This is a genomic window from Azospirillum agricola, from assembly GCF_020005195.1.
Lineage (GTDB): Bacteria > Pseudomonadota > Alphaproteobacteria > Azospirillales > Azospirillaceae > Azospirillum > Azospirillum agricola.
This window is the reverse complement of the sequence record NZ_JAIFZR010000005.1, coordinates 2,341,645-2,362,513: the sequence shown is the minus strand read 5'-3', so window position 1 is coordinate 2,362,513 and position 20,869 is coordinate 2,341,645. Positions and strand designations below refer to the sequence as shown.

The following is a 20,869-nucleotide window of genomic DNA, read 5'->3' as shown; positions in this document are numbered from 1 at the left end:
GCGGAACATGGCCGAACCCGTCACCGCCCTGGTTGTCGACGACGAGGAAATGACGCGTGCCATCGTGGCCGGCTATCTGGCCCGCATCGGCTACCGCACGCTCGAGGCCGAGACGTTGGCGCAGGCGTGGAGCATCCTGAACACCCCCGGCGTCACCATCCATGTCGCCCTGCTCGACCGCCGCCTGCACGACGGCGACGGTCTGGAGCTGTACGAGCGCATGAAGGCGGTGCCGGCGCTGGCGGAGATTCCGGTCATCATCCAGACCATCTCCGACAGCAGCGCGGAGATCGCGGCGGCGGTCCGCGCCGGGGTCTTTTACTACCTCATCAAGCCCTACGACGGCGCCCTGCTGCGCTCCGTCGTCCGGGCGGCGGAGGAAAGCTCCGGCCGGATGAAGAGCCTGCGCGGCAACCTGCGCTCGCGCGCCGACGCCATCGCCCTGCTGCGCGACGCGACCTTCCGTTTCCGGACCCCGCAGGAGGCGCAGAATCTCGCCATCGCCCTGTCCTCGCTCGCCAACACCACCCACAGCCTGACCTTCGGGCTGTCGGAAATCCTGATGAACGCGGTGGAGCACGGCAATCTCGGCATCGGCTTCGAGGCCAAGAGCATCCTGAAGGTGGACGGCAAGCTGGGAGGGGAGATCGAGCGGCGGCTCGCCCTGCCGGAGAATCGCGACAAGCACGCGACCCTGCGTGTCGAGCGCGGCGACGACCGCATCGTCTTCACCGTCACCGACACCGGTCCCGGCTTCGATTCGAGCCGCTACCTGACGCTCGACGCCTTCCAATCGACCGCCACCCACGGGCGCGGCATCGCGCTGGCCCGCATGGTCGGCTTCGACCGGCTCGCCTATGTCGGCACCGGCAACCAGGCGGTCGGCGTCGTCGACCTCACCCGGTCCGGGCCGGACGCCGACGGTCCCACGCCCGGCGACCGATGAGGCCCACGGCCGGCAAGCTCAGTGGCCGGTAATTTCAGCGGCTGGTAATTTCAACGGCGGGTAAGCTCAGCGGCTGCCGCAGACGCGACGCACGAAGGCGTCGATGTCGCCGTGCAGGGTCGCCGCCCGCCGCGCCAGATCCCCGGCCGACGCCAGGACCTGGCTGGCGGCGGCGCTCGCCTCCTGCGCGCCGCCCGACACCTGGGTGACCGCGCCGGCCACCGTCCGCACGCCGTCGGAGGCGTCGTGGATCGACCGGCTGATGCCGCCGATGGCGGCGCTCTGCTCCTCGGCGGCCCCGGCGATGCCGACGGCGATCTCGTCGATGTCGTGGATGATGGCGCCGATGTGGCGGATCGCCTCGGCGGCGTCGCGGCTCACCGCCTGCACCTGGGCGACCTGGGCGTGGATGTCCTCGGTGGCCTTGGCGGTCTGGCTGGCGAGGTTCTTCACCTCGGTCGCGACGACCGCGAATCCCTTGCCGGCCTCGCCCGCCCGCGCCGCCTCGATGGTGGCGTTCAGCGCCAGCAGGTTGGTCTGGCCGGCGATGGCGTTGATCAGGTTGACCACCTCGCCGATCTGTTCGGAGGCCGCGATCAGCAGGCCGATGGTGCGGTCGGCGTCGGCGACCTTGCCGACCGATTCCCGCGCCAGCGTCGCGGTGCGGGTGACGCCGCGCGCCACCTCGCCGATCGCCCCGGACACCTCGCCGGTCGCGGCGGCGACGCCGTCCACGTTCACCGACACCTGCCCGGCCGCCGAGGCGGCGGAGGTCGATTGCTCGCTCGCCACCGACGCGACGTGGGTCATCGAGGATGAGGCCGATTCCAGCTGCGCGGCGCTGGCCGAGAGGCTCTGCGCCACGCCCTTGATGTTGTCGCCGATGCGGGTGGCGCTGTCGACGAACTCGCGGCTTTTGCCGTCCATCGCGTCCAGCCCGGCGTTGATCGAGCGGGAATAGGCGCCGAACTCGCCCAGCATGCCGGTCATCACGATGCGGCGGAAATAGCGTCCCTCCGCCGCGAAACGCATCGCCGCGTTGGCCTCCTTGCCGAAGGATTCCACGCGGTCGAGCAGGCGGTTGAGCGTGCGCAGCAGGTCGGCGATCTCGTTGTGGCCATGGATGTGCAGGACGCGCGGTTGCAGGTCGCCGCGCTCCGCCGCCGCCAGCACCGCCCCGGCGCGGGCGAGCGACCGGGCGGTCAGCGCCAGCCAGCGCGCCATCAGGACGCAGCCGGCCAGCGTCGCCAGGGCGAGCGCCGCCATGTCCCAGCGTCCGCCCATCCCGCCCAGCGCCGCCTGGAGCGCGGCCAGCGCCCCGACCAGCCAGACCGCGATCCGCGCCTTAGAGACCGAGGACAAATTCGTCATAGCTCATGCCCTTCCCGCGCAGGAGTTCGTCCAGCATCCCGGCCGAGGCCGCCATGGCGTCGGAGGGCGCGCGGTGGCGCGCCTCCTCCTCCCGGAGCGCGGCGTAAAGGCCGATGGCCGCCTCCACCGCCCGGCGCTCGGGCAGGCGGCGGCTGGAATGGTAGCCGGCGATGGTGCCGTCCGCGTCGAGCAACGGCGTGACATGGGCGAGCACCCAGTAATGGTCGCCGTTGCGCGCCCGGTTCACGACATAGGCGAAGATCTCGTGGCCGCCCTTGATGCGCTCCCACAACAGGCGGTAGACGCAGCGCGGCATGTCGGGATGGCGCACGATGTTGTGCGGCCGTCCGAGAAGCTCGCTCTCGGAAAAGCCGCTGACCCGCAGGAAGACGTCGTTGGCGTAGGTGATGACGCCCTTGAGATCGGTCTTGGAAACGATGATCTCATCGGCCGCGAACCTGCGTTCGTGGCCGGTCAGGGGTGCTCTGGTCGAGGTCATGGCCGCCCGTCTCCCCGCAAGGGCACCCGGTGGTAATACCGGATGTCAAGGCTGGATAGCGGAGCAACTGTCCGATCGCCGCATTTATCGCACACGAACGGGTGCGGCAAAACCGCACGCGCGCTCAGGGTTTCAGGGTTCCTTTACCTATGGGGTGCGGTGCCGGTCACATTCCCGGCTCATAGACGACCACCCGGTTCCGCCCCTCGTGCTTGGCCCGGTAGAGCGCCAGATCGGCGCGGTGAATGGCCTTCTCCAGCGTGTCGGTCGCCCCCTCCAGCCCGGCGATGCCGATGCTGGAGGTCAGGTGGAAGCGGCCGTCCGGACCCGGAATCGGCATGCGCGCCAGATAGCGGCGCACCCGCTCCGCCACCACGCGGGTCTCGTCGGCGGTGGCGCCGGGCAGCACGACGACGAACTCCTCGCCGCCCAGGCGGCCCAGCAGATCATATTCGCGCAGGATCGCCTGGCAGCCGGCGGCGACCATGCGCAGGGCGTCGTCGCCGGTGGCGTGGCCGTAGCTGTCGTTGATCCGCTTGAAATGATCGACGTCGAGCACGAAGACCGCCAGCGGCTCGTGGAAGCGGTGGGCGCGGGCGAGCTGCTGGCGCGCCAGCTCCATGAAGGAGCGCCGGTTGTGGATGCCGGTCAGCGGATCGCGCGACGCCATGTCGCGCAACGCCTCCTCCATGTTGCGGCGCTCGGTGTAGTCGTAGATCCAGGCGAGGTTGACCTCCACCCCCTGGATGATCGCCTGGTTGACGGTGAACAGGGTCCAGAAGGGCGACCCGTCGGCCTTCTTGAACTGGACCTCCATGTTCACGACGGCGCCGGCGGCGCGCAGCCGCTCCAGCACCCGCTCGCGCTGGTGGTTGTCGAGATAGTAGTCGCGCGCCCGGCTGCCGACCAGCCGCTCGCGCGGCAGCCCGATCAGCTCGGCGAATCGGGTGTTGACGAAGACGATCCGCCCGTCGTCGCGGCGCGACACCGACACGCCGATCGGGCTCTGCTCCAGGATCGCCTCCAGCCGCGCTTCGTTGGGCTGGGAGTCGATGAGGTCGTGGATGACGCCGACGATGCCGCCGATGTTGCCGGCGCTGTCGCGGAAGGACACCTTGCTCAGGCTGGCCATGCGCAGGCTGCCGTCGGCGACGGGCACCGGCTCCTCGTAATGGGCTTCCCCCTCCCCGGCCAGAAGCCGGCGGTCGTGGGCGGCATGCACCTTGGCGGAGCCGGGCTCCATCAGCGCGAAGGCGGTCCGTTGCAGGATGTCGCGGCGGTCGAGCCCGGTGTAGCGCTCGAAGGCGCTGTTGACGTCGGCGTACTGCCCGCGAACGTCCTTGACGAAGACGGGCACCGGCAGCGTGTCGAACAGCGCCTCCCGCATCAGCAGGCGGTTGTGCAGTTCCAGCTCGCGCCGCCGCCATTCGTCGATTTCCGTGAAGACGCTGAGTTGGAGCGGCGTCCCGTCGGGTCCCTCGATGGGCGTGGCGGTTTCGGCGACCCACAGGCAACGGCCGTCGCGGCGGCGCAACTGCCGCCCGCTTCCCGACGGGGCGGCCGTGCCGGCGGCGACCTCCAGCTCGCTCAGGAGCGTCCCGACCAGCGACGGCACCGGATGACCGAGCAGGGCGTGCAGGGCCGGGTTGGCGTAACGGATCTCCCCCATCGGCGTGACCACGCACACAGCCGCCGGCAAAACGTCGAACGCCCGCCACCCCGCCTGGCGCGGGTCGTTCCCGTTTTCCTGAGAGATCATCGCCGTGCTACCCGAATCGAACATGCGTATTAGTTTCCCATAAAATATTATTTCCTTGCAATGATGGTATCTCGCGACTGAAACACGCGGCCCCCTTCCGCCCCGGCCAGGGGGCCAGCCGACGGGTTGCGCGGAGGCGGATTCCTTCGACCGTTCAACAGGCTGAAGGCTGGCGGGGGCGACAGGCCACGGCGCAGGCGTCGCGCAGGCGGCGGCGGGCCTCGCCGTCGGCCGGCAAGCCCAGGCGCAGCCAGTCCGGCCGCTGCTCGAATCGGCGGACCAGAATGCCGGCTTCGCCCAGGATCCGGTGGAGCGACCGGGCGTCGGGATGCGTCACCAGACGGAAGAGGTCGGTGCCGCCGGCCACGGTCAGCCCGACGCCGGTCAACAGCCGGTCCAGCGCTTCCGCCTCCGCCCGCAGGCGGATCCGCGTCGCGGCGATCCAGTCGCGGTCGGACAGCGCCGCCGCGGCGACCGCCAGCCCCGGCCCGGACACCGCCCAGGGACCGACCGCCGCGCGCAGGGCCGCCGCCAGGGCCGGCTCGGCCAGCGCGACACCGAGCCGCAGGCCGGCCAGCCCGAAGAACTTCCCGAAGGAGCGCAGCACGACCAGACCCGGCGTCCCGGCGAAGGGCGCGACGCTGCCGGCCGGCTCGCAATCGGCGAAGGCCTCGTCCACCACCAGCCAGCCGCCCCGCCCCGCCTGCCGCTCCGCCAGGGCCAGCAGCCGGGCCGGTTCCAGCAGCCGCCCATCCGGGTTGTTGGGGTTGACGACGACCAGCACGTCGGCGTCGGCGGTTTCCGGATCGGTGGTTTCGGACAGTCGATGGCCGGCGCCGGCCCAGCAGAGCGCGTGCTCGGCGTAGGTCGGGGCCAGCACGGCGACCCGGCCCGGCGCGCGCAGGCGGGGGAGAAGCTGGATCAGCGCCTGCGATCCCGACGCGGCGGCGACCCGTTCGGCCGACGGCGCGCCGTAGCAGGCCGCCGCCGCCTCGCGCAACGCCATCTCCGCCCCGCGCGCGGGCAGCCGGGTCCAGGCGTCGGGCGGGATCGGCGGCAACGGGTAGGACCATGGGTTGATGCCGGTCGAAAGATCGACCCACGGCTGCGGGGCGTCGGGAAAGGCGGCGCGCGCGCCGTCCAGGTCGCCGCCATGCAGGATGCCGTCCCGCAAATCCTTGGTCGCCGCCGTGCTTTCGGCCATCATCCCGCCCCCGATTCCGCTCATGAAACCTTACCTGCCCAAACCCAACCCGCCAGGATTCCGCCGTCGTGCCGCTTCATCCATTCCTGCTCGCCGCCGCCCTCGCGATCGAGGCGATGGCCGGCTACCCGGACGCACTCTACGCCCGCGTCCGCCATCCCGTCGTGTGGATCGGTGCGCTTATCGCGCAGCTCGACCGCGCGCTCAACCATGAGGGCGACGGCTTCGCCCGCCGCAAGGCGTTCGGCGCGCTCGCCCTGCTGGTCCTGCTGCTGACGGTGGGCGGGGTGGCGGTCGCCGTGGCGTGGCTGTGCCGGCTGCTGCCCTTCGGCTGGCTGCTGGAGGCGGCGCTGGCCTCGACCCTGCTGGCGCAGCGCAGCCTGCACGACCATGTCGCCGCCGTGCCCAGGGGCTTCGCCAAGGGGGGGCTGGAGGGCGGACGGGCGGCGGTGGCGATGATCGTCGGCCGCAACCCGGCGACGCTCGACGAGCCGGCCGTCTGCCGCGCCGCCATCGAGAGCCTCGCCGAGAATTTCTCGGACGGAATCGTCGCCCCGGCCGTCTGGCTGCTGGTCGGCGGGTTGCCGGGGATCGCGCTCTACAAGGCGATCAACACCGCCGACAGCATGATCGGCCACCGCACCCCGCGCCACGAGGCGTTCGGCTGGGCGGCGGCGCGGCTCGACGATCTGGTCAATCTGCCGGGTTCGCGGCTGACCGCGCTGCTGCTGACGGTCGCCGCCCGCTTCACCACGGGGGCCGATTCGGCGGAGGCGTGGCGGTCGGTGCGGCGCGACGCCCACCGCCACCGCTCGCCCAACGCCGGCTGGCCGGAGGCGGCGATGGCCGGCGCCCTCGACCTGCGGCTGGGCGGCCCGCGCGTCTATGGCGCGACGCGCATCGAGGATGTCTGGCTGGGCGGCGGACGGACGGCGGCGACTCCGGCGGACATCGGGCGGGCGTTGGCGCTCTACCGGCGGGCCTGCGTCGTGCTGGGAGCGTCGGCGCTGGTGCTGGCGGTCTTCGGATAGCGTCACTCCGCGACGGCGAGCAGCCCGTCGATGTCGATCTCGCGCTCCAGCCGTTCGGCGATGGCGTCGAGCGCCCGGTCGACCGCCGCACCGTAGGACAGCTCCGACCCGCCCCCGCCCAGCCCGGCCAGGAAGGCGCCACGGAATCCGTCCGCGCCGAACAGGCCGTGCAGGTAGCAGCCCGCAACCCGGCCGTCCTCCGACACGGCGCCGTCGCTGCCGCCCTCCGCAAGATCCAGCATCGGGCGGGCGCGGTCCGGCCCGTCGGTGCGGCCCATGTGCATCTCGTAGCCGGCCACGGCGGCGCCGGTGCGGCGCTCGGTGCCCCGCGCCTCCTCCAGCACCTTCGGCCCCTTCAGCACGGTGTCGACGTCCAGGAGCCCGAGCCCGGCGGCCTCGCCCGGCGGCCCCTCGATGCCGTCGGGATCGGCGATGCGGCGCCCGAGCATCTGGTAGCCGCCGCAGACGCCAAGCACCCGCCCGCCGCGCCGCCAATGGGCCAGCAGATCGACGTCCCAGCCCTGGGCGCGCAGGAAGGCGAGGTCCGCGATGGTCGCCTTGGTCCCCGGCAGGATCACCAGATCGCAATCCCCCGGCAGCGGACGCCCCGGCGGCACCATGGTCAGCGACACCCCCGGCTCCTGCGCCAGCGGGTCGAAATCGTCGAAGTTGGCGATGCGCGACAGCATCGGCACGGCGATGCGCAGACCGCCGCCGCCGGCGGCGCGCGTGCGGTCGAGCGCCACCGCGTCCTCCGCCGGCAGGGTCGCCGCCTCGGCCAGCCAGGGCACGACGCCGAAGCCGCGCCAGCCGGTGTGCCGCTCGATGATGCGCAGGCCCTCGTCGAACAGCCGGACGTCGCCACGGAACTTGTTGATGAGAAAGCCCTTGATGCGCTCCCGCTCATCCTGGGGGAGAAGCGCGTGGGTGCCGACGAGGCTGGCGATCACCCCGCCCCGGTCGATGTCGCCGACCAGCAGCACCGGCACCCCGGCGGCGGTGGCAAAGCCCATGTTGGCGATGTCGCCGGCCCGCAGATTGACCTCGGCCGGGCTGCCGGCGCCCTCGACGACGACGATGTCGGCCTCCGCCCTCAGCCGCTCGAAGCTGTCTAGCACGGTGCCAAGCAGTTCGCGCTTGCGTGCCTGATAGTCGGCGGCCTTCGCCGTCCCGACCACGACGCCGCGCACGACGATCTGCGAGCCGATGTCCGACTGCGGCTTCAGCAGCACCGGGTTCATGTGGACGGTCGGCGCCACCCCGCAGGCCCGCGCCTGGAGCGCCTGGGCCCGGCCGATCTCGCCGCCGTCGGCGGTGACGGCGGCATTGTTCGACATGTTCTGGGGCTTGAAGGGCCGCACGGACAGCCCGCGCCGCACCAGCGCCCGGCACAGACCGGCGACCAGCAGCGACTTGCCGACGTCCGACCCGGTGCCCTGGAGCATGATCGCGCGCGCCCGGCGCGGCGCGGCCGCCGGGGTCGCCGTGGGGATGGCCATGGATCAGAACTCGATTCCGGCCTGGGCCTTCACCCCGGCCTCGAAGGGGTGCTTGACCAGCGTCATCTCGGTGACGAGGTCGGCGGCGGCGATCAGCTCCGGCTTGGCGTTGCGGCCGGTGACGCAGACATGCAGGTCGGGACGCCGCGCCGCAAGGACCGCCAGCACCTCGTCGAGCGGCAGGTAATCCATGCGCAGCGCGATGTTCAGCTCGTCCAGCACGATCAGGCGGTAGTGCGGGTCGTCCATCATCGCCCTGGCCTTGGCCCAGGCGGCCTCGGCGGCGGCGACGTCGCGGGCGCGGTCCTGGGTGTCCCAGGTGAAGCCCTCGCCCATCGTGTGGAAGTCCACCAGATCCTCGAAGCGCTCCAGCGCCACCGTCTCGCCGGTGGACCAGGCGCCCTTGACGAACTGGACCATGCCGACCCGCATGCCGTGACCGACCGCCCGCATCATCAGGCCGAAGGCGGCGGTGGACTTGCCCTTGCCCTTGCCGGTGTGGACCATGAGAAGCCCCTTCTCGATGGTCTTGGAGGCCAGCGTGCGCTCCTGCAACGCCTTGCGGCGCTTCATCTTCTCGGCGTGGCGGCGGTTGGCCTCGGCCTTGTCGCCGGTCTCCGGGGTGTCGGTCCTGCTGGACTCGGTCATGGGGCGTTTCCTTTCACGAACAGCGGCAGGCCGGCCACGGTGAGGACGACGCGCGGGGCCAGCGCCGCGATGGTCTGGTGCAAGCGTCCGGCATGGTCGCGGAAGCGGCGGGCCAGCGCGTTGTCGGGCACGATGCCGAGCCCGACCTCGTTCGACACCAGCACGATCCGGCCGGGCAGCGTCGGCAGAGTTTCGGCCAGCGCCGCCGTTTCGGCGGCGATGTCGGCCTCGGCCATCATCAGGTTGGTCAGCCACAGGGTGAGGCAATCGACCAGCAGGCCGGTGCCGGGGGCGGCGTGGCGGCGCAGGGCGCCGGCCAGATCCAGCGGCTCCTCGATTGTCGTCCAGTCCGGGCCGCGATCGTCGCGGTGCATCGCCACCCGCTCGGCCATCTCGTCGTCCCAGACCCGCGAGGTGGCGATGTAGATTCGCGGCCCGCCGAGCGCCGTCACCAGCCCCTCGGCGTGGCGGCTCTTGCCGGAGCGGGCGCCGCCCAGCACCAGGGTGAGGTCGGGGGCGGTCAGATCCGGGCCGCTCACCATGGCGAGCCGTCGCGGTGATGGTAGGCGCCGTCGCGCCACACCATGTCCTCGTCGGAATAGTCGATGACGTCGCCGGCACTGCGGTCGCCGACCTCCAGATAGCGGGCCGGACGGTCGCTGCGGTTGACCAGCCGGTGGCCGTCCGCCGCCCCGGCCGGGAAGCCCGCGCACAGGCCGGCGGTCAGCCGCGTCTCGCCGGCGTCGGTGACCAGCACCAGTTCGCCCTCGACCACATAGACGAACTCGTCCTGCCGGCTGTGCCAGTGGCGCAGGGCCGAGGAGGCGCCGGGGTCGAGTCGCGTCAGGTTCACCCCGAACCTGCTGATTCCCAGCGGATCACCCAGCGCCAGCCGGTGGCGCCCGGCGACCTGCGCCCGGAACGGTTCCGGATAGTCGGTCTCGCCGGGGCGCGCGGTCAGCGTCGCCGGATCCAGAACAGGCGCCTTTGGCGGGGCGGAATCGGTCGTCACGGCCGTCTCCTGCGGTTGCGGGTGGCGACTGTCGCAAACCCGGCCGGCGGCGTCAAACCGCACGCGGCGCAACTGGACAGCGCCAGGCTCCGGCACCATTCTCACCGCACCGCGCAACGACCATCCGCGAGCCCGATGTCCCAGCTTGAAATTCTCAGCCACCGTCCCGCCGGTCCCGCCAAGCCGGCGCCGCTCCTGTTCGTCCACGGCGCCTTCAGCGCCGCCTGGATCTGGGAGGCCAAGTTCCTGCCCTGGTTCGCCGCGCGCGGCTGGGAGGCGCACGCCGTCTCCCTGCGCGGCCATGGCGGCAGCGAGGGGCGCGAGCGGCTGCACGGCTTCGGCATCGCCGATTACGTCGACGACGTGCTGGAGGCGGCCGGCCGCTGCTCGGCGCCGCCGGTGCTGATCGGCCATTCGATGGGCGGCCTGGTGGTGCAGCGGGCGCTGCGCAAGGGCGGCTTCCCGGCCGGCGTGCTGATGGCCTCGGCCCCGCCGCACGGGCTGCTGTCCTCCACCATGGGGCTGATGTGGCGGGCGCCCCATGTGTTCCAGCAGATGTCGGTGCTGATGACGCTGGGAACCTCGGCCGTCGATCCGGCGGCGGTGCGCCGCGCCATGTTCTCCGACCAGATGCCGGAGGCCGAGGCCGCCGTCTACGAGCCCTACCTCCAGGAGGAATCGCGCCGGGTGCTGATGGACATCGGCGGCTGGATTCCCTTCCCGCTCCTGCCGCCGCGCGACATCCCGGTGATGGTCATGGGCGCGGAGAAGGATCTGCTGTTCCCCCGCGAGGAGGTTCTGTGGACCGCCCGCGCGCTCGGAACCGAGGCGGTGTTCATGCCGGGCATGGGCCACGCCATCATGCTGGAGCATGGCTGGGAAAAGGCCGCCGAACGGATCGACGGCTGGCTGACCGAGGCCCTGATGAGGAAGGCGGCCTGAGCGCCCGCTCGATTGTTTTGTAAACTGATTGTTAGGAATGCGGTCGATATCCTCGACTCCACGCCCGCCCCGCCGATCCCCGGCGCGGGCGGAGCGCCAACGGAGAGGGGTGGACCATGAAAGGCTTTTCAGTCTCGGTCAACGACTGGGGGGTCCACGCCATTCTCTACAAGAGCCTGACCGAGGGCGACCGCCCGGCCTGGATCGCGGCGCTGCGCGATGCCGCCGACCGGGTGTGCGGCCGGCCACGCCCGGCCGGCCTGTTCCTCGATCTCCGCGACGCGAGCGACGCCGCCCTGTCCCCGGCCCATCTGGAAGGGCTGGCGAAGCTGCTGACCCGCGGCGGGATGGGACGGAGCGCGGTCCTGCTGACCGATCCGGCGCTGGCGAGGCGGCTGGCCGTCGCCGGGAAGGCCGCCGACCTGAGAATCCTCGTCAGCGACGGCCGCGACCGCATCCTCATCACCGCCGCCTACGGCTGGATCCTGAATGGCACGGAGCCGCGCGGCGGACGGGAAGCCGGAAGGGCGTCGGGCGACATCCTGCCCTTCCCCAAGGCGCCGCACCGCCAGCCCGCATCGACCGACACCTTGCGCCAAGCCTCCTGACGGCCGTTCAGACCGGCCGGACGCCCGGCGGCGGCTCGGCCCTGAGCCGTTCCGCCAGGGCCCGGAAGCCCGGTCCGCGCGGGTCGCTGGCCCGCCAGACCAGACCGACCCTGCGGCCGGGCGGCTCTCCCTCGAAGGGGCGGTAGGCGATCAGACCGCCGACCGTCGTGCCCTCCCCCGCCGCCAGTTGCGGCATCAGCGTGTAGCCGGCGCCGGCCGCCACCATGTGGCGCAGCGTCTCCAGCCCGGTGGCGTGCCGCATGCCGCGCGCCGCGCCGCCGCAGGCCGCCAGCGCCTGATCGCGCAGGCAATGCCCCTCCTCCAGAAGGACCAGCTCGCTGGGATCGAGGTCCGCCAGCGCGATGGAGGGCAACCCCTCCAGCCGGTGCCCCGCCGGATGGGCGAGCAGGAAGGGCTCGAAGAACAGCGCCTCGCTCGCGAATCCGTCCCCCTCGGCCGGCAGGGCCAACAGCACGGCGTCGATCCGCCCCTCGCGCAGCTCGTCCAGCAGGCCGTCCGTCCGTCCCTCCGACAGGATCAGCCGCGCGTCGGGAAGATGCCGGCGCATCACCGGCAGCGCGTGGGGGAACAGATACGGCCCCAGCGTCTGGATCGCCCCGATGGCGATGTCGCCGGTCAGCGTCCCCTCCATCCCCCGCGCCAGGGTCAGCAGACGGCGGGCCTCCTCCAGCACGACGCGGGCCTGCCGGATCACCAGCTCGCCCGGCTGGGTCGGCAGGACGCGGCGGCTCGTCCGCTCGAACAGGGTGACGCCCAGCACCTCCTCCAGCTTGCGGATCTGCGCGCTGAGCGACGGCTGGCTGACCGCGCAGCGTTCCGCCGCCCTGCCGAAATGCCGCTGCTCATCGACGGCGACGACATACTCCAGGTCGCGCAGGGACAGCCCGGCCAAGTTCATAGAATTTCCCTATCGATCCGTTCAGAACCATGACTTGGATATATTGAACCGAGCGGCGGATAACCAGAGGCGAGAGCGGTCCCAACCCAGAAACGCACAAAAAACGCGAAGGATGAAACCCATGAGCAGCCTGACCACCGCCGCCGGCATCCCCGTCGCCGACAACCAGAACTCCCTGAGCGCGGGCCCGCGCGGCCCGCTGCTGATGCAGGACTTCCATCTGATCGAGAAGCTCGCCCATTTCAACCGCGAGCGCATCCCGGAGCGCGTGGTCCACGCCAAGGGGGCCGGCGCCTACGGCGTCTTCCGCGTCACCCGCGACGTGACGCCTTACACCAAGGCCGCCTTCCTGTCGGCGGTCGGCAAGGAGACCGAGGTCTTCCTGCGCTTCTCCACCGTCGGCGGCGAGAAGGGCTCGGCCGACGCCGACCGCGACCCGCGCGGCTTCGCCGTGAAGTTCTACACCAAGGAAGGCAACTACGATCTGGTCGGCAACAACACGCCGGTCTTCTTCGTCCGCGACCCGCTGAAGTTCCCGGACTTCATCCACACGCAAAAGCGCAACCCGGCCACCAACCTGAAGGATCCGACGGCGGTCTGGGACTTCTTCTCGCTGTCGCCGGAGACGATGCACCAGCTGACGATCCTGTTCAGCGACCGCGGCACGCCGCGCGGCTACCGCCACATGGACGGCTTCTCCAGCCACACCTTCTCGTGGATCAACGCCGCCAATCAGCGGGTCTGGGTCAAGTACCACTTCAAGACCCGCCAGGGGATCGAGAACCTCACCGCCGAGCAGGCCGCCCGCGTCGCCGGCATCGACCCCGACCACGCCACCCGCGACCTGTTCGCCTCGATCGAGGACGGCGATTTCCCGGCCTGGACCGTCTCGGTGCAGATCATGCCGGAGCTGGAGGCCGAGCGCTGCGCCATCAACCCCTTCGACCTGACCAAGGTGTGGCCGCACGCCGACTACCCGCTGATCGAGATCGGCGAGCTGGTGTTGAACCGCAACCCGGAGAACTACTTCGCCGAGGTCGAGCAGTCGGCCTTCAGCCCGGCCAACGTGGTGCCCGGCGTCTCCTTCAGCCCGGACAAGATGCTGCAAGGCCGGCTGTTCGCCTACGCCGACGCCCACCGCTACCGGCTGGGCGCGAACCACGGCCATCTGCCGGTCAACCGCCCGCACGCCACCGAGGCGCGCACCTACCAGCGCGACGGCGCCATGCGCTTCGACGGCAACGGCGGCGGCCGTCCGAACTACGAGCCGAACAGCTTCGGCGGCCCGGCGCAGGATCCGGGCAAGGCCGAGCCGCCGCTGCGCGTCTCCGGCGACGCCGACCGCTATGACCACCGCGCCGGCAACGACGATTATTCGCAGGCCGGCGCCCTGTTCCGCCTGATCGGCGCCGAAGCGCAAGCGCGGCTGATGGACAACATCGCCGGCTCGCTGGGCAAGGCCCCGGCCTTCATCCAGCAGCGCCAGCTTCGCCATTTCCTGACCGCCGACCCGGCCTACGGCGCCGGCGTCGCCAAGCGGCTGGGGGTGGAGATCGAGACGGCCGTCGCGGCGGAGTGAGCCCGTGAAGCGGGCGGCACGCCCTCTCCCGCCCCGGGAGAGGGAGGGGACCCGCCGCGCAGCGGTGGGGAGGGTGAGGGGCTATCGGGCGTGGTACCAAATCCATGTCCACACAGCCCCTCACCCTTCCCGCTATCGCGGGCCCCTTCCCTCTCCCGAGGCGGGAGAGGGAACCACCGCCATCACCATGTAGGCCATCCCCTCGCCATAGCTCGCCAGCTTCGCCGCCAGGGCCGGGCTGGCGTCCGCGTAGGGCGCGAATCCGGCCCGGTCCCAGTAGCTCCGGGCGCCCGGCGTCGAGGTCAGCGCCAGCCAGCCGTACCCCCGCGCGGCGGCCAGCGCGTGGGCGTCCCGCAACACCGACGCGCCCAGCCCAAGCCCGCGCGTCCCTGGCAGCAGCGCGATGTCGTGCAGGTAGAGGCAATCCGCCGCAGCCGGCAGTTCCCCCAGCGGGGCGTCGAGCGGCGGCGGCACCCCCAGCAGCCCCGGATGCATCACGCCGTAGCCCAGCGCGCGCCCGTCACCCCCCTCTGCCAGCCGGCAGCCATCGGGGAAAAGCGCCAGCCGCTCGGCGAAGACCGCGCGTTCCTCCGGGTAGTCGGGATGCACGACGTCGGCGATGGCCAGCACCGCGTCGAGGTCCATTCCGCCCATCGCTCTCCACCGCACGCTCATCCGCCTTCTCCGCTTTGCAACCCGTTCAAGATCTTCCGGCCCACCCGTTCGGCGCGCTATGGTGACTCCCCACGCTTGAGGAGACACCACCATGCCCGACGCCGCTGTGGCGAGCCTGCTGCCCACGGTCCGCACCATCGCCCACGAGGCCGGTCAGGTGATCCTGCGCTTCTACAACGACGGCATCGACGTCGCCACCAAGGTCGACGGCAGCCCGGTGACGCAGGCCGATCACGCGGCCGAGGCGGTGATCCTTCCCGCCCTGCACCACCTGACCCCCGGCATCCCGGTGGTGGCGGAGGAGGCGACGGCCGCCGGGCACCGGCCGGACATCTCCGGCGGGCGTTTCTGGCTGGTCGATCCGCTCGACGGCACCAAGGAATTCATCTCGCGCAACGGCGAGTTCACCGTCAACATCGCGCTGATCGAGAACGGCGTCCCGGTGCTGGGAGTCGTCTACGCCCCGGCGACCGGCGACCTCTACGCGGCGGCCGGGCCGGGCACGGCGGTGCATTGGGCGGAGGGGCGGCACGACCACCCCATCGCCGTGCGCAACCGCCCGGCCGACGGGCTGACCGTGGTCGCCAGCCGCTCGCACGGCAGCGGCGCCGCGTTCGACGCCTTCCTCGCCGGCCACACGGTCAAGAACCGCATCACCTGCGGGTCGTCGCTGAAATTCTGCACCGTGGCCTGCGGCAAGGCGGATCTCTACCCGCGTTTCGGCCCGACCAGCGAATGGGACACCGCCGCCGGCCACGCCGTGCTGGTCGGCGCCGGCGGCCGGGTCGAGCAGCCGGACGGCTCGCCCCTGCTCTATGGCAAGCCCGACATCGCCAACCCGAATTTCATCGCCTACGGATGGTGAGCAACCTCGGCGAAGCGGCCGTCGCGGTCCTGACCACCGCGCCGCCGCTGGAGAAGGTGCGCCTGACCCGCGCCTTTGCCGCCGCGTGGCGCGACGGCGCCCTCTCCCCCGCCGTCACCGTGACGCCACCCGACCGCCCGGCGCGGCCCGAGCGGCCGGAGCTGAAGCTGCCGCGCGACATGCCCAAGCGCGGGCGCGGCGGCAGCGCGCAGAACCGCGTCGCCCTGCTGCACGCGCTGGCCCACATCGAGCTGAACGCCATCGACCTCGCCTGGGATCTGGTCTGCCGCTTCGCCTCCGCCGGCCTGCCGAAGGGATTCACCGACGACTGGGTCCGGGTCGCCGACGACGAGGCGCGGCATTTCGTCATGCTGGAGGAGCGGCTGAACGCGCTCGGCGCCTCCTACGGCGATTTGCCGGCCCATGACGGGCTGTGGCAGGCGGCGACCGAGACCGCGCACGACGTCGCCGCCCGGCTGGCGGTGGTGCCGATGGTGCTGGAGGCGCGCGGGCTCGACGTCACCCCCGACACGGTGCGCCGCCTGCGCGATTTCGGCGACCAGGAGAGCGCCGACCTGCTCCAGACCATCCACGACGAGGAGATCGACCATGTCGCCGCCGGCCGGCGCTGGTTCGTCCATCTCTGCGCCCAGCGCGGCGCGGAGCCGGTCGCTCTGTGGCAGGAACTGGTCGGCCGCCATTTCCGCGGCGGCCTGAAGCGCCCCTTCAACGTGCCGAGCCGCGAGCGCGCCGGCTTCGGCCCGGAATATTACGAGCCGATCACCCCCCTTCCCGAACAGCCCGCCCCGAGACAGGGCACCACGAAACAGGCCGCCGTTGACCGGCAGCACGAAACCCGGTAAGGCGCAGGGCATCATGGCCGTATACACCGAAGTCTCCGACGAGGATCTCAGCACCTTCGCCGCCCAGTACGATCTGGGCGCGGTGCTGTCGTGCAAGGGCATCGCGGAGGGGGTGGAGAATTCCAACTTCCTGCTGGTGACCGAACGCGGCCCCTACATCCTGACGCTTTACGAGAAGCGCACGCGGCGGGAGGATCTGCCCTTCTTCCTCGGGCTGATGGAGCATCTGGCCGAGAAGGGCGTCGCCAGCCCGCTGCCGGTGCCCGGTCGCGACGGGGTGGCGCTGCGCGAGCTGTGCGGCCGTCCGGCGGTGATCGTCACCTTCCTGGCCGGCATGTGGCCGCGCCGCATCCACCCGCAGCACTGCGCGCAGCTCGGCGAGGCGCTGGCCCGCCTGCATCTGGCGGTCGCCGATTTCCGGATGGAGCGGCCGAACGCGCTGGCGCTGGCCGGCTGGCAGGACCTGTTCGCCAAATCGGCGTCCCGCGCCGACGAGGTGGCGCCCGGCCTGCGGGCGACGCTGGAGGCCGAGCTGGCGGCGCTGGAGGCCAACTGGCCGACGGGCCTGCCATCCGGCGTCATTCACGCCGACCTGTTCCCCGACAACGTGTTCTTCCGTGGCGACAGCCTGTCGGGGCTGATCGACTTCTACTTCGCCTGCAACGACTTCCTGGCCTACGACATCGCCATCTGCATCAACGCCTGGTGTTTCGAGGTCGACGGGTCGTTCAACGCCACCAAGGCCCGGCTGCTGCTGACCAACTACCGCAAGGTCCGCCCGCTGTCGCGCGCCGAGCTGGACGCCCTGCCCTGGCTGTGCCGGGGCAGCGCCGTGCGCTTCCTGCTGACCCGGCTCTACGACTGGCTGAACCACCCGCCGGGCGCCTTCGTGCGGCCCAAGGATCCCCTGGAGTATCTGCGCAAGCTGCGCTTCCACCAGACGGTGCGGGGGCTCGGCGACTATTTCCTCGACGACGAACAGCCGGCGGAAGCCTGAATCATGAGTGACGATCAGGGCTCCAAGGCGGTGGACATCTTCACCGACGGCGCGTGCAGCGGCAACCCCGGCCCCGGCGGCTGGGGCGCCATCCTGCGCTACGGCGCGGTGGAGAAGGAGCTGTATGGCGGCGAGCCGGCGACGACCAACAACCGCATGGAGCTGATGGCGGCCATCCAGGCGCTGGAAGCCCTGAAGAAGCCGGTGACGGTCCGCCTCTACACCGACAGCGAGTATGTGAAGAACGGCATCACCAAATGGATCCACGGCTGGAAGGCCAAGAACTGGACCACCGCCGACAGGAAGCCGGTGAAGAACGTCGATCTGTGGCAGCGGCTCGACGCCGCGCAGCGCCAGCACCGGATCGAGTTCCATTGGGTGCGCGGCCACGCCGGCCACCCGGAGAACGAGCGCGCCGACGAACTCGCCCGGCGCGGCGTCGCGGACGTGCGCGCCCAGGGATAACGGTTCGCCGGCCGCCGCCGGTCGCGGCGGCCCCCCGCTCCAGGGCGGGGGAAATGTCCTGTCGCTTTTTAGGCGTGCCCGGCTTCGCCCGACAGCATCGAGACGCTGACGCCCAGCTTGGCGATCGAGCGCTCCCATTTCGCCTCGAGGTCGGTGTCGAACAGCAGCTCCTCGTCGCAGGGCACGTTGAGCCAGCCGTTGGCCTGGAACTCGGCGTCGAGCTGCCCCGGCCCCCAGCCGGCGTAGCCGAGCAGCAGGAGGTTGCGGCGCGGGCCGCGATCCTCGGAGATGGCGCGCAGGATGTCGATGGTCGCCGTCAGGGCGACGTCGTCGTTCACCACCAGCGTGCCATCCCGCACATAGTCGGTGGAATGCAGCACGAACCCCCGCCCCGATTCGACCGGCCCGCCGTAATGGACCGGCAGGTTGTTGACCGGCTGCGGCACCTCCATGTCGAGCTGCTCCAGCAGATCCTCGAAGGTGATCGAGCCGAACAGCCGGTTGACCACCAAACCCATGGCACCTTCCTCGCTGTGGGCGCACATGTAGATCACGGTGCGCTGGAAACGGGGATCCTCCATTCCGGGCATGGCGATCAGCAATTGGCCGGTCAGCGATTCCGAGGACTTGGTGAGGCGCGGCATGGGCGGGTATCCTTGTCGTCGGTCGGGGAACGGCGTAAAGCCGCGCCTGTCCGAACGTTCGGTTGTGGTGGGCGCTCTCGTGACGCTTTCACCGGAGTGTGACAGCAGCGGCCGAGCTTTGTCACCTATATATGGGTGCGACGGTCCGCGTGGCCCTTCAGATATGAGAACAGTGCCGACGATGAAAAGGTTTGCCCCTCCCGCGCTCGCCCTTCTCGGTCTGCTGGGGGCCGCGTCCGCCGTCCCCCCCGCCCTTGCCGGAGAGGCGCAAAGCCCCTGGTTCAAGGCCGGGCAGGTCGAAGCCCGCCTGGTGTCCTCGGTCCGCGGCACCGGCGACCTCGCGGCGCTGCCGCTCGGGCTGGAGCTGCGGCTGGAGCCGGGCTGGAAGACCTATTGGCGGTCCCCCGGCGACGCCGGATTCGCCCCGCGCCTGGACTGGAGCGGCTCGGCCAACCTGAAGGAGGCGTCGCTCGCCTACCCGGCGCCGCACCGCTTCTCCGTGCTGGGCTTCGAGACGGCGGGCTACGACGTCGAGGTGATGTTCCCGCTTCAAGCTGTCCCGGCCGAGCCCGGCAAGCCGGTCGATCTGGCGCTCACCGCCGAACTGCTGGTCTGCTCCGAGATCTGCGTGCCGCAGACGGTCAAGCTGGCCCTGGCGCTTCCCGCCGGACCGGCCGCGCCGTCGGAATCGGCGAACGACGTCGCCCGCGCCCAGTCGCTGGTGCCGCGCCAGGGCAACAGCCTGCTGGCCGTCGAATCGGTGCGCGCCAGCGGGACCGCGCTGGAGATCGAGGCGACCGCCGCCGACGGCTTCGTCTCGCCGGACGTCTTCGTCGAAACCGACCCGCCGCTGACCTTCTCCGCCCCCAAGGCGGTCTTTTCCGACAACGACCGCCGCGTGCGGCTGAGCGTTCCGGCCTCCGACCCGCCGCAGGGACTCGACCTCGCCGGGCGGGCGGTGACGGTGACGCTGGTGGACGGCGCGCGGTCGGTGGAGGCTCCGGCCACGGCGGCGCCGGGACGGACGGCTCCGTCGGGCGGGCTGTGGGCAATGCTGGGGGTGGCGCTGCTCGGCGGGCTGATCCTCAACCTGATGCCCTGCGTGCTGCCGGTGCTGTCGTTGAAGCTGCTGTCGGTGGTCAAGCAGGGCGGCCGCGCGCCGCGCGCGGTGCGGGCCGGCTTCCTCGCCAGCGCCGCCGGAATCCTGACCTCCTTCCTGGTGCTGGCGTCGGCGCTGGTCGCGGTGAAGGCGGCGGGCGGCGCCGTCGGCTGGGGCATCCAGTTCCAGCAGCCGCTGTTCCTCGTCTTCATGGTGGTGCTGGTCACCCTGTTCTCGGCCAATCTCTGGGGGCTGTTCGAGGTCCCCTTGCCGCGCGCCCTGGCCGACCGGCTGGAGGGCGACGGGCTGGCCGGCCCCTTCGCCACCGGGGCCTTCGCGACCCTGCTGGCGACGCCCTGCTCGGCGCCCTTCCTGGGGACGGCGGTCGGCTTCGCGCTCGCCAACGGGCCGGCCGAGGTCTTCGCCATCTTCACGGCGCTGGGGATCGGCCTGGCGGCGCCCTATCTGCTGGTCGCGGCGTGGCCGCGTCTGGCCGCCTGGCTGCCGCGTCCGGGGCGCTGGATGGCGACCCTGCGGGCGGTCATGGGCTTCGCGCTCGCTCTGACGGCCCTGTGGCTGCTGTCGGTGCTGACCGTGCAGATCGGGACGGCGCCGGCCGCCGGGGTCGGGGGGCTCATGATCGCGCTGGTGGCGGTCCTCTGGGCCGGGCGGCGTCTGGCCGGGAACGGCCGCCGGGCCGGGCCGGCGCTGGCCGGTCTGCTGGCGGTCGCGGCCCTCGCGCTGCCGGCGGCGCTCGGCCCCCTGGCCGGTGCCGGGGCGGTGACGGTCACGGAGGCGGCGGCCCGCTGGACGGGCTTCGACGAGGCGGCGATCCGCGACCATGTCGCCGCCGGCCGCACCGTGTTCGTGGACGTCACCGCCGACTGGTGCATCACCTGCCAGGCGAACAAGAAGCTGGTGCTGAACCGCGACACCGTCGCCAAGCGCTTCGACGATCCCGCCCTGGTCGCCATGCGCGCCGACTGGACGCGGCCGGACGACGGCATCGCCCGCTTCCTGGCCTCCCACGGCCGCTACGGCATCCCCTTCAACATCGTCTATGGACCGGGCGCGCCACGGGGCATCGCGCTGCCGGAACTGCTGAGCGAAGCGGCGGTGATCGAGGCGCTCGACCGCGCCGCCCGTCCGCAGAACGGAATAGTGGGGTCGCTGACGGCCGCGCCGTCTTGCGGTGGCGGCGCAGGCTGCTAGAGTTCGCCGCCAAACCCGTTCACCCATAAAAA

General features: G+C 71.4%; 21 protein-coding genes. 10 read left to right on the top strand and 11 right to left on the bottom strand.

Going from position 1 to position 20,869, the window contains the following annotated elements:
• Window positions 1-7: 7 nt before the first annotated feature.
• The gene (locus JN22_RS26225; protein ID WP_085556690.1) at window positions 8-946 is read left to right on the top strand and encodes a response regulator; all 939 of its coding nucleotides are present in this window, start codon (window positions 8-10) and stop codon (window positions 944-946) included.
• A 66-nt stretch (window positions 947-1,012) separates the two neighbouring features.
• Here JN22_RS26225 and JN22_RS35275 read toward each other — a convergent pair whose 3' ends face one another.
• The 4 genes from JN22_RS35275 to cobD form a co-directional block, all read right to left on the bottom strand.
• Window positions 1,013-2,317 (bottom strand): methyl-accepting chemotaxis protein, encoded by a 1,305-nt coding sequence (locus tag JN22_RS35275; RefSeq protein WP_085556689.1) that lies wholly within the window; start codon window positions 2,315-2,317, stop codon window positions 1,013-1,015.
• On the bottom strand, window positions 2,292-2,816 hold the full coding sequence (locus JN22_RS26215; protein ID WP_085556688.1) for a PAS domain-containing protein: 525 nt from the start codon (window positions 2,814-2,816) through the stop codon (window positions 2,292-2,294). The genes JN22_RS35275 and JN22_RS26215 overlap by 26 nt, the downstream gene beginning before the upstream one ends.
• Window positions 2,817-2,982: 166 nt before the next feature.
• A complete protein-coding gene (locus JN22_RS26210; RefSeq protein WP_085556687.1) occupies window positions 2,983-4,599 on the bottom strand; it encodes a sensor domain-containing diguanylate cyclase in 1,617 nt (538 codons plus the stop codon).
• A 130-nt stretch (window positions 4,600-4,729) separates the two neighbouring features.
• The gene (gene cobD, locus JN22_RS26205) at window positions 4,730-5,803 is read right to left on the bottom strand and encodes a threonine-phosphate decarboxylase CobD (protein WP_396021982.1); all 1,074 of its coding nucleotides are present in this window, start codon (window positions 5,801-5,803) and stop codon (window positions 4,730-4,732) included.
• Window positions 5,804-5,847: 44 nt separating this feature from the next.
• On the opposite strand from cobD, the gene cbiB reads away from it, so the two are divergent.
• Window positions 5,848-6,810 carry an adenosylcobinamide-phosphate synthase CbiB gene (gene cbiB, locus JN22_RS26200; RefSeq protein ID WP_085556685.1) on the top strand — a complete coding sequence of 321 codons (963 nt, stop codon included), beginning with the start codon at window positions 5,848-5,850 and terminating at the stop codon, window positions 6,808-6,810.
• Window positions 6,811-6,812: 2 nt separating this feature from the next.
• Here cbiB and JN22_RS26195 read toward each other — a convergent pair whose 3' ends face one another.
• From JN22_RS26195 to JN22_RS26180, 4 genes are read right to left on the bottom strand one after another with little or no spacing between them, the layout of a single operon-like run.
• On the bottom strand, window positions 6,813-8,309 hold the full coding sequence (locus JN22_RS26195) for a cobyric acid synthase (RefSeq protein ID WP_085556684.1): 1,497 nt from the start codon (window positions 8,307-8,309) through the stop codon (window positions 6,813-6,815).
• Between the two features lie 3 nt (window positions 8,310-8,312).
• Complete coding sequence (cobO, locus tag JN22_RS26190) at window positions 8,313-8,957, bottom strand: cob(I)yrinic acid a,c-diamide adenosyltransferase (RefSeq protein WP_085556683.1); 645 nt, start codon at window positions 8,955-8,957, stop codon at window positions 8,313-8,315.
• The gene (cobU, locus tag JN22_RS26185; RefSeq protein ID WP_085556682.1) at window positions 8,954-9,499 is read right to left on the bottom strand and encodes a bifunctional adenosylcobinamide kinase/adenosylcobinamide-phosphate guanylyltransferase; all 546 of its coding nucleotides are present in this window, start codon (window positions 9,497-9,499) and stop codon (window positions 8,954-8,956) included. The genes cobO and cobU overlap by 4 nt, the downstream gene beginning before the upstream one ends.
• The gene (locus tag JN22_RS26180) at window positions 9,493-9,969 is read right to left on the bottom strand and encodes a cupin domain-containing protein (protein WP_223677889.1); all 477 of its coding nucleotides are present in this window, start codon (window positions 9,967-9,969) and stop codon (window positions 9,493-9,495) included. The genes cobU and JN22_RS26180 overlap by 7 nt, the downstream gene beginning before the upstream one ends.
• 135 nt (window positions 9,970-10,104) lie before the next feature.
• Between JN22_RS26180 and JN22_RS26175 the strand changes: the two genes are divergently transcribed.
• Together JN22_RS26175 and JN22_RS26170 are read left to right on the top strand one after the other, a co-directional pair.
• Window positions 10,105-10,911, top strand: coding sequence for an alpha/beta hydrolase (locus JN22_RS26175; RefSeq protein WP_085556680.1), 807 nt, complete (start codon window positions 10,105-10,107; stop codon window positions 10,909-10,911).
• 116 nt (window positions 10,912-11,027) lie between these two features.
• Window positions 11,028-11,519, top strand: coding sequence for a hypothetical protein (locus JN22_RS26170; RefSeq protein ID WP_085556679.1), 492 nt, complete (start codon window positions 11,028-11,030; stop codon window positions 11,517-11,519).
• 7 nt (window positions 11,520-11,526) lie between these two features.
• On the opposite strand, the gene JN22_RS26165 is transcribed toward JN22_RS26170, so the two are convergent.
• Complete coding sequence (locus JN22_RS26165) at window positions 11,527-12,438, bottom strand: LysR substrate-binding domain-containing protein (RefSeq protein WP_085556678.1); 912 nt, start codon at window positions 12,436-12,438, stop codon at window positions 11,527-11,529.
• Between the two features lie 121 nt (window positions 12,439-12,559).
• Between JN22_RS26165 and JN22_RS26160 the strand changes: the two genes are divergently transcribed.
• Window positions 12,560-14,017 carry a catalase gene (locus JN22_RS26160; protein WP_085556677.1) on the top strand — a complete coding sequence of 486 codons (1,458 nt, stop codon included), beginning with the start codon at window positions 12,560-12,562 and terminating at the stop codon, window positions 14,015-14,017.
• A 132-nt stretch (window positions 14,018-14,149) separates the two neighbouring features.
• Here JN22_RS26160 and JN22_RS26155 read toward each other — a convergent pair whose 3' ends face one another.
• Entirely contained in the window at window positions 14,150-14,692 is a 543-nt protein-coding gene (locus tag JN22_RS26155; RefSeq protein WP_085556676.1) for a GNAT family N-acetyltransferase, read from the bottom strand.
• A gap of 91 nt (window positions 14,693-14,783) precedes the next feature.
• Between JN22_RS26155 and cysQ the strand changes: the two genes are divergently transcribed.
• Genes cysQ through rnhA form a run of 4 tightly spaced genes read left to right on the top strand, consistent with a single transcriptional unit; the run spans window position 14,784 to window position 17,882 of the window.
• Window positions 14,784-15,557: a 3'(2'),5'-bisphosphate nucleotidase CysQ gene (gene cysQ / locus JN22_RS26150; RefSeq protein ID WP_085556675.1), complete on the top strand. Its 774-nt coding sequence runs from the start codon at window positions 14,784-14,786 to the stop codon at window positions 15,555-15,557.
• Entirely contained in the window at window positions 15,551-16,420 is an 870-nt protein-coding gene (locus JN22_RS26145) for a ferritin-like domain-containing protein (protein ID WP_085556674.1), read from the top strand. The genes cysQ and JN22_RS26145 overlap by 7 nt, the downstream gene beginning before the upstream one ends.
• Before the next feature lie 13 nt (window positions 16,421-16,433).
• Entirely contained in the window at window positions 16,434-17,417 is a 984-nt protein-coding gene (locus tag JN22_RS26140; protein WP_085556673.1) for a homoserine kinase, read from the top strand.
• A gap of 3 nt (window positions 17,418-17,420) precedes the next feature.
• On the top strand, window positions 17,421-17,882 hold the full coding sequence (gene rnhA / locus JN22_RS26135) for a ribonuclease HI (RefSeq protein WP_085556672.1): 462 nt from the start codon (window positions 17,421-17,423) through the stop codon (window positions 17,880-17,882).
• 68 nt (window positions 17,883-17,950) lie between these two features.
• Here rnhA and JN22_RS26130 read toward each other — a convergent pair whose 3' ends face one another.
• Entirely contained in the window at window positions 17,951-18,526 is a 576-nt protein-coding gene (locus JN22_RS26130; protein ID WP_085556671.1) for a YqgE/AlgH family protein, read from the bottom strand.
• Between the two features lie 181 nt (window positions 18,527-18,707).
• On the opposite strand from JN22_RS26130, the gene JN22_RS26125 reads away from it, so the two are divergent.
• A complete protein-coding gene (locus JN22_RS26125) occupies window positions 18,708-20,837 on the top strand; it encodes a protein-disulfide reductase DsbD family protein (RefSeq protein WP_085556670.1) in 2,130 nt (709 codons plus the stop codon).
• Window positions 20,838-20,869: the final 32 nt, after the last annotated feature.

Excerpts from the sequence above, each read along its gene's own strand:
- cobU (WP_085556682.1), bottom strand. The coding sequence starts at position 9,499 with ATGGTGAGCGGCCCGGATCTGACCGCCCCCGACCTCACCCTGGTGCTG.
- JN22_RS26145 (WP_085556674.1), top strand. The coding sequence starts at position 15,551 with ATGGTGAGCAACCTCGGCGAAGCGGCCGTCGCGGTCCTGACCACCGCG.
- JN22_RS26175 (WP_085556680.1), top strand. The coding sequence starts at position 10,105 with ATGTCCCAGCTTGAAATTCTCAGCCACCGTCCCGCCGGTCCCGCCAAG.
- cobO (WP_085556683.1), bottom strand. The coding sequence starts at position 8,957 with ATGACCGAGTCCAGCAGGACCGACACCCCGGAGACCGGCGACAAGGCC.
- JN22_RS26225 (WP_085556690.1), top strand. The coding sequence starts at position 8 with ATGGCCGAACCCGTCACCGCCCTGGTTGTCGACGACGAGGAAATGACG.
- JN22_RS26130 (WP_085556671.1), bottom strand. The coding sequence starts at position 18,526 with ATGCCGCGCCTCACCAAGTCCTCGGAATCGCTGACCGGCCAATTGCTG.
- JN22_RS26125 (WP_085556670.1), top strand. The coding sequence starts at position 18,708 with ATGAAAAGGTTTGCCCCTCCCGCGCTCGCCCTTCTCGGTCTGCTGGGG.
- JN22_RS26195 (WP_085556684.1), bottom strand. The coding sequence starts at position 8,309 with ATGGCCATCCCCACGGCGACCCCGGCGGCCGCGCCGCGCCGGGCGCGC.
- rnhA (WP_085556672.1), top strand. The coding sequence starts at position 17,421 with ATGAGTGACGATCAGGGCTCCAAGGCGGTGGACATCTTCACCGACGGC.
- cobD (WP_396021982.1), bottom strand. The coding sequence starts at position 5,803 with ATGAGCGGAATCGGGGGCGGGATGATGGCCGAAAGCACGGCGGCGACC.
- JN22_RS26210 (WP_085556687.1), bottom strand. The coding sequence starts at position 4,599 with ATGTTCGATTCGGGTAGCACGGCGATGATCTCTCAGGAAAACGGGAAC.
- JN22_RS35275 (WP_085556689.1), bottom strand. The coding sequence starts at position 2,317 with ATGACGAATTTGTCCTCGGTCTCTAAGGCGCGGATCGCGGTCTGGCTG.
- JN22_RS26140 (WP_085556673.1), top strand. The coding sequence starts at position 16,434 with ATGGCCGTATACACCGAAGTCTCCGACGAGGATCTCAGCACCTTCGCC.
- cysQ (WP_085556675.1), top strand. The coding sequence starts at position 14,784 with ATGCCCGACGCCGCTGTGGCGAGCCTGCTGCCCACGGTCCGCACCATC.
- JN22_RS26165 (WP_085556678.1), bottom strand. The coding sequence starts at position 12,438 with ATGAACTTGGCCGGGCTGTCCCTGCGCGACCTGGAGTATGTCGTCGCC.
- JN22_RS26155 (WP_085556676.1), bottom strand. The coding sequence starts at position 14,692 with ATGAGCGTGCGGTGGAGAGCGATGGGCGGAATGGACCTCGACGCGGTG.
- JN22_RS26215 (WP_085556688.1), bottom strand. The coding sequence starts at position 2,816 with ATGACCTCGACCAGAGCACCCCTGACCGGCCACGAACGCAGGTTCGCG.
- JN22_RS26170 (WP_085556679.1), top strand. The coding sequence starts at position 11,028 with ATGAAAGGCTTTTCAGTCTCGGTCAACGACTGGGGGGTCCACGCCATT.
- JN22_RS26160 (WP_085556677.1), top strand. The coding sequence starts at position 12,560 with ATGAGCAGCCTGACCACCGCCGCCGGCATCCCCGTCGCCGACAACCAG.